Source organism: Bacillus sp. SKDU12 (assembly GCF_010093085.1).
In the GTDB taxonomy this organism is placed as follows: domain Bacteria; phylum Bacillota; class Bacilli; order Bacillales; family Bacillaceae; genus Bacillus; species Bacillus mexicanus.
Map to the genome: position 1 here is coordinate 443,039 of NZ_MSRC01000007.1, position 11,428 is coordinate 454,466.

Consider the following 11,428-nt stretch of genomic DNA (forward strand, 5'->3'; position numbering starts at 1 on the left):
ATCTTGATCTGCGAATAAAAGGGAGGGGATGACATGCACCGGGGCAAAGGGATGAAATTTGTGGGCGACTCAAGGATACCGGCTGAAAAAAAGCCGAACATACCGAAGGATTATTCGGAGTATCCCGGCAAAACAGAGGCTTTCTGGCCGAATTTTTTGTTGAAGGAATGGATGGTCGGCGCTGTCTTTCTGATCGGTTTTCTTGTTTTGACGATAGTGCATCAGCCGCCTTTAGAGCGGATGGCGGACCCGACTGATACTGGTTATATTCCGCTGCCGGATTGGTATTTTCTTTTCTTATATCAGCTGTTGAAGTATGAATACGCGGCCGGAAGTTTCACAGTGGTTGGTGCCATGATTATGCCGGGGCTCGCTTTTGGTGCGCTGCTTTTGGCGCCATTCCTTGACAGAGGAACAGAAAGAAGGCCGTGGAAGCGTCCTGTTGCTGTCGGTATGATGCTTTTGGCTATTTCCGCAGCTGTATTTTTGACGTGGCAGTCAGTTGCTACTCACGACTGGGCCAAAGCAGAAGAACAGGGGAAAATCACAAAAGAAGCCGACATTGACACCAATGCGGAAGGATATAAGGTTTTTAAGGAACAGGGCTGTATTTCTTGCCATGGAGATAACCTCCAAGGGGGAGCGGCCGGACCTTCGTTGGTTGACAGCGGACTGAAGCCGGAAGAAATCGAAAAAATCGCTGTTGAAGGGAAAGGTAAAATGCCGGCAGGCGTGTTTAAGGGGAATGATGAGCAGCTCAAAGAACTTGCGAAATTCATTTCTGAAACAACCGCAAAATAACGTATTGTGAATTGTGAAATGGAAGGATATACTTTTATTATCAAAAGCTGACTCGGCGTCAGCTTTTTTATATGGAGACATTATTTTTACAGACTGAGAGTTGATTTGATGTGAAATGGTTTCAATATGTATTAGGGCAGCGGCCAATGCTTATTCTTGTCTTAATGATCAATTTTCTGGGAACAGTTTACGGATATTATTGGTACTTGCCGCAGCTGGCAGAAACACCGGCACGCTTCCTGATTTTTGTTCCGGACAGCCCGACAGCAACGTTTTTCTTTCTGTTTGTGCTGCTCGCCTTTATTATGAAACGGAATGCTTCGCTCTTTGAGGCGCTGGCGCTCGTCACCCTAGTGAAATATGGCCTGTGGGCGGCCGCTATGAATTTTCTTGTATTAGGTGTAACAGGTGACCTGCCGTGGGAGGGGTATATGCTGATTGCCTCGCATTTTGCGATGGCAGTCCAAGGCGTGTTGTACAGTCCGTATTTTCGTTTTTCTTTTTGGCATCTTGCCATTGCTGCAGTCTGGACACTGCATAACGATGTCATTGACTACTTGTTTGATATGATGCCGCAGTACTCTATGCTTTCTGATTATATGACTGAAATAGGGTACGGAACATTTTGGCTAAGCATTTTTTCAATCGCGCTTGCTTACTTCCTTGTGGTCTCGAAAAAGCAAACGAAGCTTGAGCTGATGTAAAGACAATGTTGGTCTATCCTTGTCCCTTTCTTCATATTCTGTAAGGAGAGAGAGTGGGAGGGACCTGCATGAAACGAAAGCTGACGATCTGTTTGTTGATTGCTCTTATTTTTTATAATGGAAATGCCAAGGCTGCAGAGCGGGGAAGCCTCAAAGAGCTGAACGATTTATCTGATACGATTTTTCAAATGACCCGCCAGTCAAAATATGAAGAGGCACTGCAAGTCCTTGCTTATTTTGAAAAAACATTAAAATCTGCTGAGAAAAAAAATCAAGACCTCATGTTAACTGGAGCCCAAATTCGTCAAATTACATTGGGCTATAATGATATGGTACGGAGTTTGAAACAGGCTGATACATCAGATGAGCAAAAACGGAGAGCAGCCGCGCAGTTCAGAATGCTGATGGACGCTGTTGATAATCGATCTGATCCGCTTTGGAGCTCACTTGAAAGACCGATTATGGAAGCCTTTGCTGAACTGAAGCAAGGTGTTCAAAAAAATGAAAGTACGAGCTTTCATGAAAAATGGAATGAATTTATCAGTCTATATGATTTGATTTATCCCAGTCTTACAATTGATGTATCAGAGGATCAGCTTGAAACTGTCGGAAAACATATAGACGTCATTGGGCAAGAGGAATTTCAGCAAATGACTGAGAGCACAAAGCTTGAGCGGCTTTCTCTTCTCCAGCAAGATCTGAAAAATGTATTTGACAGGGTGGAAGAGGATGATGCCGATCCGTCTTTACTCTGGGTGATCATCACCACCGGCAGTATCATCATTACAGCTCTGAGCTATGTCGGCTACAGAAAGTATAAAGCGGAGAAAAATAAGCTAAAAAAACGGGATTACCCTAAATAAGGAAAAGAGGCGGCTGCAGCCGCCTCTTTTTTATCAAATGTCAGCGCGGAAGCGGATTTTTATTTTCGTCCAGCGTGAATCCTTCTCCAAGCACATCGTGGACATCGCTGACCGCTACAAAGGCATGAGGATCAATTGTGTTAATCACACTTTTCAGCATTACCAATTCGTTTTTCGGCACGACACAATAAAGCACATCTAAATCCTCTTTTGTATAGGAACCCTGCCCTTTCAAAATGGTGACGCCCCGTTCCATTTCTTCAAGAATCTTTTTCTGGATCAGATCGTTTTTCGCAGAGATAATCGTAGCGCCTTTAGCAGCGTATCCGCCTTCTTGAATAAAATCAATTAATCTGGCAGCTACAAATACAGCCACAAGGGTATACATCGCTTCTTTGTAGGAGAGATAAGTAAGCAAAGACAAAATGATGACACAGGCATCGAAAGCAAACATCGTTCTTCCCATAGGAACCCCAAAATACTTATTGACCAAACGGGCGATGATATCAACCCCGCCTGTTGTCCCGCCGAACTTAAAAATAATGCCTAATCCGGCTCCGATAAACACGCCGGCAAATAAAGCAGCGAGCGCTAAGTCGTGCTGAAGCGGCATGTGTATTTCATATCGCTGAAAGATGCTGAGGAACAGAGACAAAGCTACTGTGCCGACAAGGGTATAAACGAACATTGTCCTGCCAAGCAAACGCCAGCCGATAAAAAAAATCGGAATGTTCAAAACCAGATTCGAGATAGAGGGGCTGATATGGAAAAGGGCATAAAGCAGAAGTGTAATACCTGTAAAACCGCCCTCAGCCAGATTGTTCTGCATATTGAAGTGAACTAAGCCAAATGAAAAAATCGCTGCTCCGATTAAAATAAAAAATATGTTTTTTAATCTAATTTCTCCCAGCATCACACAAAACCCCTTTTCCTTCCATTAGATAGCGTTTATATTATAGTGGATGAAAAAGAAAACAGCAAACGTGCTTAAACATTTGTCAAACGTATCTGAATTAGCTAACATGTAAGAGGATGATAGGAGGTTTCGTTTAGTGAGTGATAAAACAATGAAAGACATACAGGCTGAAGTAGATCGTTATATCGGCCAATTTAAAGAAGGATATTTCAGCCCGCTTGCCATGATGGCGAGGCTGACCGAAGAACTGGGCGAGCTTGCCAGAGAAGTGAATCATCGCTATGGTGAAAAACCAAAAAAAGCGACTGAAGATGATAAAAGCATGGAAGAGGAAATGGGTGATGTGCTGTTTGTATTGGTTTGTTTAGCAAACTCTCTTGATATCTCATTAGAGGAAGCCCACGACCGAGTCATGCATAAATTTAATACGAGAGATAAAGACCGCTGGACCAGAAAAGAAGAAGGAAAGTAGAGGAGATCAAGATGCCAAACGAGACAATTAAAGTAGTCATTGCAGGACCGCGTGGAAGAATGGGGCAGGAAGCTGTTAAATTGACGGAACGAACACCTCATTTTCACCTTGTCGGGGCCATCGACCACACATACGACCAGCAAAAGTTATCAGATGTGATGGCTGTAGAGTCAGATGCTCTGATTTACACTGATATCCGGGCCTGTTTTGCAGAAACACAGCCCGATGTCTTAATTGATTTAACGACGCCTGAAATCGGGAAAATACATACTAAAATCGCATTAGAGCACGGCGTTCGCCCGGTTGTCGGAACAACTGGATTTTCAGAAGCTGATCTAAAAGAGCTCATGACCTTAACAGAAGAGAAAGGCATCGGAGCCATCATCGCTCCAAACTTTGCGCTTGGTGCGGTGCTGATGATGAAATTTTCGAAAATGGCTGCCAACTACTTTGAGGATGTCGAGATTATTGAGCTTCACCATGACAAGAAGCTTGACGCTCCAAGCGGAACGGCGCTTAAAACAGCGGAAATGATTTCAGAAGTCCGTCAAGAAAAGCAGCAAGGACATCCAGATGAAAAAGAAATTCTCCCAGGAGCGAGAGGGGCGGAGCAAAACGGCATTCGCTTGCACAGTGTCCGTCTACCGGGATTGATCGCACATCAGGAAGTCATGTTTGGCATGGATGGGCAAACGCTTCAGATTCGCCACGATTCCTATAACCGTGCTTCTTTCATGTCTGGTGTTAAACTGTCAGTCGAACAAGTCATGAAGATTGATCAGCTTGTATACGGCTTAGAAAATATCATTGATTAGACAGGGGGATGAACGATGAAAATTGCTTTGATCGCGCATGATAAGAAAAAACAAGATATGGTTCAATTTACGACTGCCTATCGGGATATTTTGAGTCATCATGATCTATACGCAACCGGTACAACAGGATTGAAAATTCAAGAGGCGACAGGTCTTCAAATTGAACGTTTTCAATCCGGCCCTTTAGGGGGAGACCAGCAAATCGGCGCATTGATCGCGGCCAATGCGCTCGATCTTGTCATCTTTTTGCGCGACCCGCTGACCGCGCAGCCGCACGAACCGGATGTCTCGGCATTAATCCGGTTATGTGATGTGTATTCCATTCCGCTCGCTACAAATATGGGTACTGCGGAGATTCTTGTCCGCACACTTGATGAAGGTGTTTTTGAATTCCGAAACCTTCTTCGGGGAGAAGAACCGAATGTATAATGCTGACGTTCTTGCGTTTGGCGCCCACAGCGATGATGTCGAGATCGGAATGGGCGGCGCAATCGCGAAGTTTGTCAAACAAGGAAAAAAAGTCATGATATGCGATTTAACTGAAGCAGAACTTTCTTCAAACGGAACGGTCAGTTTACGTAAAGAAGAAGCTGCTGAAGCAGCACGTATATTAGGTGCAGATAAAAGAATTCAGCTAACGCTTCCGGATCGCGGCCTGATGATGAGTGACCAGACCATTCGAGAGATTGTCAGTGTCATCAGAACCTGTCGGCCCAAAGCGGTCTTTATGCCGTATAAAAAGGATCGCCATCCGGATCACGGCAATGCAGCTGCACTGGTGGAAGAAGCAATCTTTTCCGCAGGAATCCACAAATATAAAGACGAAAAAAGCCTTCCAGCACATAAAGTAAACAAGGTTTACTACTATATGATAAATGGTTTTCATCAGCCTGATTTTGTCATTGATATCTCAGATACGATAGAGGCCAAAAAACAAAGCCTTAACGCCTACAAAAGCCAGTTTGCACCATCAAAGGATTCAGTTTCAACACCTTTGACAAATGGCTATATTGAGATGATTGAAGCGAGAGAAAAGCTTTATGGCAAAGAAGCGGGTGTGGAGTATGCTGAAGGTTTCTTTTCCAAACGGATGCTGATGCTCAATCATGATGTGTTTGGGGGCAAACAATGAAAAAGTTGAAAATAGGGATCACATGCTATCCGAGCGTCGGAGGCTCAGGCATCATTGCGACAGAACTGGGGAAGCAGCTTGCTGAAAAGGGACATGAAATACACTTCATCACGTCAAGCATTCCGTTTAGACTGAATACATATCACCCCAATATTCATTTCCATGAAGTTGAGGTTAATCAATATGCTGTTTTTAAGTATCCTCCGTATGATTTAACATTAGCAAGCAAAATCGCTGAGGTGGCAGAACGAGAGAATTTAGACATTATTCATGCTCATTATGCTCTCCCACATGCCGTGTGCGCTTATCTTGCGAAGCAGATGCTGAAACGCCATATCGGCATTGTAACCACCTTGCACGGCACGGATATCACAGTGTTAGGCTATGACCCGTCTCTAAAAGACCTTATCCGTTTTGCCATTGAGGCATCAGACAGGGTGACTGCTGTCTCTTCAGCGCTCGCAGCTGAAACGTACGATTTAATTAAACCGGAGAAAAAAATTGAAACAATTTATAACTTTATAGACGAGCGTGTATATCTGAAGAAAAACACTGCGTCGATTAAAGAGAAACATGGGATTTTACCAGACGAAAAAGTCGTTATCCATGTGTCCAACTTCAGAAAGGTCAAACGTGTGCAGGATGTTATCCGTGTGTTCCGTAATATTGCCGGCAAAACGAAAGCGAAGCTGCTTTTAATCGGAGACGGTCCGGAGAAATCAACAGCCTGTGAGCTTGTCAGACAATATGGATTGGAAAACCAAGTATTAATGCTTGGAAATCAAGATCGTGTTGAGGAACTTTATTCCATTAGCGATCTAAAGCTGCTGCTGTCTGAAAAAGAAAGTTTCGGCCTTGTCCTGCTTGAAGCGATGGCTTGCGGGGTGCCTTGTATCGGAACAAACATTGGCGGTATCCCAGAAGTAATTAAGAACAATGAGAGCGGCTTTTTAGTGGATGTGGGAGATGTTGCAGCAGCAACAGCCTGTGCGCTGAGTATTTTAGAAGATGAACAACTAAGCAAGCGGTTTACAAAGGCGGCAATGGAAATGCTAAAAAATGAATTCTCTTCACAAAAAATTGTCAGTCAATATGAACAGATTTATGCCGATTTAGCAGAACCGGAGTGATGACATGGAACAAGTTTTTAATAAAGCACTTCCCGTACTCTACAACTTAATCGAAGCGGGCCACCAAGCTTATTTTGTCGGGGGAGCAGTTCGTGACAGCTACATGAAACGAACCATCGGAGATGTCGATATTGCAACTGATGCGGCGCCAGATCAAGTAGAAAGGCTGTTTCAGCGGACAGTTGATGTAGGCAAAGAACACGGTACAATTATTGTGCTCTGGGAAGATGAAACTTATGAAGTCACGACATTCCGGACTGAATCAGAATATGAAGATTATAGAAGACCGTCAGACGTGCAATTTATCACATCATTAGAAGAGGATTTAAAACGCAGAGATTTGACGATTAATGCGATGGCTATGACAGCGGATGGGAAGGTGCTTGATTATTTTGGCGGTAAAAAAGATATTGATCAGAAACTGATTCGAACCGTCGGAAAGCCTGAGGACAGGTTTCAAGAAGATGCGCTTCGTATGCTGAGAGCCGTACGTTTTATGAGTCAGCTTGGCTTTACGCTTTCATTAGAAACAGAAGAAGCCATTGCGAAAGAAAAATCACTGCTATCCCATGTATCAGTTGAACGAAAAACAATCGAGTTTGAAAAACTGCTGCAAGGAAGAGGCTCCGGGCAGGCGCTCCGCACACTCATTCAAACGGGGCTTTACGAAGAACTGCCTGGTTTTTATGATAAACGAGAGAACCTGCTCGCGGCGAGTGAGTTTCCGTTTTGCTGTTTAACATCCCGTGAAGAGCTTTGGGCTGCGATTTTAATTCATCTTGAAATAGATTTGAAAGACGCGCCGCTTTTCCTGAAAGCTTGGAAGCTCCCGGGAAAAGTGATGAAGGAAGCCATTCACATTGCCCATACGTTTGGACAGGCTCTGGACGCCATTTCAATGTATAAAGCTGGAGAAAAATCACTTCTTTCAGCAGTCAAAATAGCACAGCTTCGGCAAAACAAAAAACTGGATGATGAAAAACTAAAGGATATTCAAAGCGCTTATCAAAGCCTGCCGATCAAAAGCCTTAAGGATCTTGATATCACTGGCAAAGATTTGCTTGCGCTTCGCGACCGGCCTGCCGGGAAATGGGTGTCGGGAGAATTACAGCGGATCGAGCAGGCTGTTGTGACAGGAAAGCTCTCCAATCAAAAGAAACACATAGAGGAGTGGCTGAAGACATGCGGTCAACATTAAGAATAGACCTTATTGAATTATTTTCTCAGGCCGGAAGTGAGTTTATTTCCGGCCAAAAAATCAGTGACGCCCTCGGCTGTTCCCGAACTGCTGTGTGGAAGCATATTGAAGAGCTTCGTAAAGAGGGCTATGAAGTAGAAGCCGTTAGAAGAAAAGGATATCGGCTCATTAAAAAGCCAGGTAAACTCAGTGAAAGTGAGATTCGCTTCGGTTTGAAAACAGAAGTGATGGGCCAGCATCTTATTTATCAAGACATTATATCAAGCACACAAAAAACGGCGCATGAGCTTGCGAATAATAACGCACCTGAAGGCACGCTCATAGTGGCTGACAAACAAACAGCCGGCAGGGGGCGGATGTCTAGGGTATGGCACTCTCAAGAGGGGAACGGCATCTGGATGAGCCTGATTTTGCGGCCAGACATCCCGCTTCAAAAAACACCGCAGCTCACATTGCTTGCTGCAGTAGCTGTTGTGCAGGGGATAGAAGAGGCAGCAGGCATTCAAACTGATATTAAATGGCCTAACGATATTTTGATTAACGGAAAAAAAACAGTCGGCATCTTAACAGAAATGCAGGCTGAGGAAGACCGCGTACGTTCAGTTATCATCGGGATGGGCATTAACGTAAACCAGCAGCCTGATGATTTTCCAGAGGAACTGAAGGACATCGCGACAAGCCTCAGCCAAGCTGCCGGAGAAAAAATTGACCGGTCCGGTGTCATCCAGCATATTTTACTTTGCTTTGAAAAAAGGTATCGGGATTATATGACTTATGGTTTTACGCCGATTAAGCTTTTATGGGAAAGCTATGCGCTGGGAATCGGCACAAATATGAGAGCCAGAACGTTAAAAGGAACCTTTTACGGGAAGGCGCTAGGTATAGACGATGAAGGCGTGCTTCTTTTAGAAACGCAAGAAGGTATCAAAAAAATTTATTCTGCCGATATTGAACTGGGTTAATGTGTTGGTACAAGCCCGTTGATTTTGGTATACTTCCATTGGGCAGTATCGCCTGCGAACTGCACCTATTATAAAAATAGATAGACATTGCAGCAGTCTGCCTTGATCCAAAAAGGACTGGGACAGAGGGATGACACTCGCCGGACTTTAGAAAGTGAAGAATCCTTCTCGTTAAACAGAAGGTTTTTTGGCTTGTAAAAGAAAACGGCAGCTCATCTCCTCTAAACATGAGGAGGAGAAAACATGAAAACAAAACTCGATTTTCAAAAAATGAAGGAGACGGAAGAACCGATTGTCATGCTGACCGCTTACGATTATCCGGCAGCTAAGCTTGCTGAACAAGCAGGAGTTGACATGATTTTAGTCGGGGATTCACTCGGAATGGTCGTCCTTGGCCTTGATTCAACTGTCGGTGTGACAGTTGCGGACATGATTCATCATACAAAGGCTGTTAAAAGGGGCGCGCCGAACACCTTTATTGTGACAGATATGCCATTTATGTCTTATCACCTGTCTAAAGAAGATACGCTGAAAAACGCAGCGGCTATTGTTCAGGAAAGCGGTGCTGATGCACTGAAGCTTGAGGGCGGAGAAGGCGTGTTTGAATCCATTCGGGCATTAACGCTCGGAGGCATTCCAGTAGTCAGTCATTTAGGCCTGACACCTCAGTCTGTCGGTGTATTAGGCGGGTATAAAGTACAGGGCAAAGATGAACAAAGCGCCAAAAAATTAATAGAAGACAGTATAAAATGTCAAGAAGCAGGAGCGATGATGCTTGTGCTGGAATGTGTGCCAGCAGAACTCACAGCTAAAATTGCCGAAAAGCTAAGCATACCGGTTATCGGAATCGGGGCTGGTGTGAAAGCGGACGGACAAGTTCTCGTTTATCACGATTTGATTGGCCATGGTGTTGAGAGAACACCTAAATTCGTAAAACAATATACGCAAATTGATAAAACAATTGAGACAGCAATCAGCGGATATGTCCAGGATGTGAAACATCGTGCTTTTCCTGAACAAAAACATTCCTTTAAAATGAACCAGACAGTGCTGGACGGCTTGTACGGAGGAAAATAAGATGAGACAGATTACAGGTATTTCACAGCTGAAAGAAGCCATAAGACAATATCAGTCAGAGGGGAAATCAATCGGATTTGTTCCGACAATGGGATTTTTGCATGAGGGGCATCTAACCCTGGCAGACAAAGCAAGACAAGAAAATGACGCCGTTGTTATGAGTATTTTTGTCAATCCCGCGCAATTCGGTCCTAATGAAGATTTTGAAGCATATCCTCGGGATATTGAGCGGGATGCGATTCTTGCAGAAAATGCCGGAGTCGATATTCTTTTCACCCCTGATGCTCAAGAGATGTATCCCGATGAAAAAAATGTCACAATCCATGTTGAAAGACGCACAGAAGTATTGTGCGGACGCTCAAGAGCAGGGCATTTTGACGGTGTTGCAATCGTTCTGACAAAGCTGTTCAATCTTGTACAGCCGACCCGCGCTTATTTCGGTTTAAAGGATGCACAGCAGGTGGCAGTTGTTGATGGCTTAATCAGCGATTTCTTCATGGATATTGAATTGGTTGCAGTCGATACGGTCAGAGAGGAAGACGGTTTAGCGAAAAGTTCCCGCAATGTATACTTAACAGCTGAGGAAAGAAAAGAAGCGCCTAAGCTGTACCAAGCCCTTCAAACAAGTGCGGAGCTGATTAGAGCAGGTGAAAAAGATCCTCAGGCAGTGATCAACGCTGCAAAAGAAATGATTGGAACGACAAGCGGCACTATTGACTATGTGGAGCTTTATTCCTATCCAGAACTCGAGCCAGTGAACAATATTGAAGGAAAAATGATTCTGGCTGTTGCAGTTGCTTTTTCAAAAGCGCGTTTAATAGATAATATCATTATTGATATTCGAGAAATGGAGAGAATATAATATGTATCGCACGATGATGAGCGGTAAGCTTCACAGGGCAACTGTTACGGAAGCAAACCTGAATTATGTGGGAAGCATCACAATTGATGAAGATCTTATTGATGCGGTGGGAATGCTTCCTAATGAAAAGGTGCAAATTGTGAATAATAATAATGGAGCACGTTTGGAAACATATATTATTCCTGGCGAACGCGGAAGCGGCGTCATCTGTTTAAATGGTGCAGCAGCACGCTTAGTACAGGAAGGAGATAAGGTTATTATTATTTCCTACAAAATGATGTCAGATCAAGAAGCGGCAGGTCACGAGCCGAAAGTGGCTGTTCTGAATGATCAAAACAAAATTGAACAACTGCTGGGAAATGAACCGGCCCGTACAATTTTGTAGAAGAAAAGCCCCCTTTATCGGGGGTTTTCTTTTAAGATTTTGAGAGTAAAATGGTTTTGCCGCTCCATTTCCGTACAAAACGTGTTACACTTTTGTCGTATGCAAGAATTG

At 44.0% G+C, this 11,428-nt stretch carries 14 protein-coding genes; 13 read left to right on the forward strand and 1 reads right to left on the reverse strand.

The window, feature by feature from the left end:
• Positions 1-33: 33 nt before the first annotated feature.
• The 3 genes from BTW01_RS08860 (at position 34) to ypjB (ending at position 2,368) form a co-directional block, all read left to right on the forward strand.
• Positions 34-801 carry a menaquinol-cytochrome c reductase cytochrome b/c subunit gene (locus tag BTW01_RS08860; protein ID WP_162102629.1) on the forward strand — a complete coding sequence of 256 codons (768 nt, stop codon included), beginning with the start codon at positions 34-36 and terminating at the stop codon, positions 799-801.
• 110 nt (positions 802-911) lie between these two features.
• Positions 912-1,505 carry a DUF1405 domain-containing protein gene (locus BTW01_RS08865; RefSeq protein ID WP_202923595.1) on the forward strand — a complete coding sequence of 198 codons (594 nt, stop codon included), beginning with the start codon at positions 912-914 and terminating at the stop codon, positions 1,503-1,505.
• Between the two features lie 68 nt (positions 1,506-1,573).
• Entirely contained in the window at positions 1,574-2,368 is a 795-nt protein-coding gene (gene ypjB, locus BTW01_RS08870; protein WP_162102630.1) for a sporulation protein YpjB, read from the forward strand.
• 40 nt (positions 2,369-2,408) lie between these two features.
• On the opposite strand, the gene BTW01_RS08875 is transcribed toward ypjB, so the two are convergent.
• Positions 2,409-3,281 (reverse strand): YitT family protein, encoded by an 873-nt coding sequence (locus BTW01_RS08875; RefSeq protein ID WP_162102631.1) that lies wholly within the window; start codon positions 3,279-3,281, stop codon positions 2,409-2,411.
• Positions 3,282-3,420: 139 nt separating this feature from the next.
• On the opposite strand from BTW01_RS08875, the gene BTW01_RS08880 reads away from it, so the two are divergent.
• The 10 genes from BTW01_RS08880 (at position 3,421) to panD (ending at position 11,317) form a co-directional block, all read left to right on the forward strand.
• Positions 3,421-3,756 carry a nucleotide pyrophosphohydrolase gene (locus tag BTW01_RS08880; RefSeq protein WP_004398044.1) on the forward strand — a complete coding sequence of 112 codons (336 nt, stop codon included), beginning with the start codon at positions 3,421-3,423 and terminating at the stop codon, positions 3,754-3,756.
• Between the two features lie 11 nt (positions 3,757-3,767).
• Positions 3,768-4,571 (forward strand): 4-hydroxy-tetrahydrodipicolinate reductase, encoded by an 804-nt coding sequence (gene dapB / locus BTW01_RS08885; protein ID WP_162102632.1) that lies wholly within the window; start codon positions 3,768-3,770, stop codon positions 4,569-4,571.
• Positions 4,572-4,586: 15 nt separating this feature from the next.
• On the forward strand, positions 4,587-5,000 hold the full coding sequence (gene mgsA, locus BTW01_RS08890) for a methylglyoxal synthase (protein ID WP_162102633.1): 414 nt from the start codon (positions 4,587-4,589) through the stop codon (positions 4,998-5,000).
• Entirely contained in the window at positions 4,993-5,703 is a 711-nt protein-coding gene (bshB1, locus tag BTW01_RS08895; protein WP_162102634.1) for a bacillithiol biosynthesis deacetylase BshB1, read from the forward strand. Before mgsA ends, bshB1 begins: the two co-directional genes overlap by 8 nt.
• Positions 5,700-6,833 (forward strand): N-acetyl-alpha-D-glucosaminyl L-malate synthase BshA, encoded by a 1,134-nt coding sequence (gene bshA, locus BTW01_RS08900; protein ID WP_162102635.1) that lies wholly within the window; start codon positions 5,700-5,702, stop codon positions 6,831-6,833. Before bshB1 ends, bshA begins: the two co-directional genes overlap by 4 nt.
• 4 nt (positions 6,834-6,837) lie before the next feature.
• Positions 6,838-8,031 (forward strand): CCA tRNA nucleotidyltransferase, encoded by a 1,194-nt coding sequence (locus tag BTW01_RS08905; protein ID WP_162102636.1) that lies wholly within the window; start codon positions 6,838-6,840, stop codon positions 8,029-8,031.
• Positions 8,016-8,993 carry a biotin--[acetyl-CoA-carboxylase] ligase gene (locus BTW01_RS08910; protein ID WP_162102637.1) on the forward strand — a complete coding sequence of 326 codons (978 nt, stop codon included), beginning with the start codon at positions 8,016-8,018 and terminating at the stop codon, positions 8,991-8,993. Before BTW01_RS08905 ends, BTW01_RS08910 begins: the two co-directional genes overlap by 16 nt.
• Positions 8,994-9,236: 243 nt before the next feature.
• On the forward strand, positions 9,237-10,070 hold the full coding sequence (gene panB / locus BTW01_RS08915; protein ID WP_162102638.1) for a 3-methyl-2-oxobutanoate hydroxymethyltransferase: 834 nt from the start codon (positions 9,237-9,239) through the stop codon (positions 10,068-10,070).
• Position 10,071: 1 nt separating this feature from the next.
• A complete protein-coding gene (panC, locus tag BTW01_RS08920; RefSeq protein WP_162102639.1) occupies positions 10,072-10,932 on the forward strand; it encodes a pantoate--beta-alanine ligase in 861 nt (286 codons plus the stop codon).
• Between the two features lies 1 nt (position 10,933).
• A complete protein-coding gene (gene panD, locus BTW01_RS08925) occupies positions 10,934-11,317 on the forward strand; it encodes an aspartate 1-decarboxylase (protein WP_162102640.1) in 384 nt (127 codons plus the stop codon).
• The last annotated feature ends 111 nt before the right edge of the window (positions 11,318-11,428 follow it).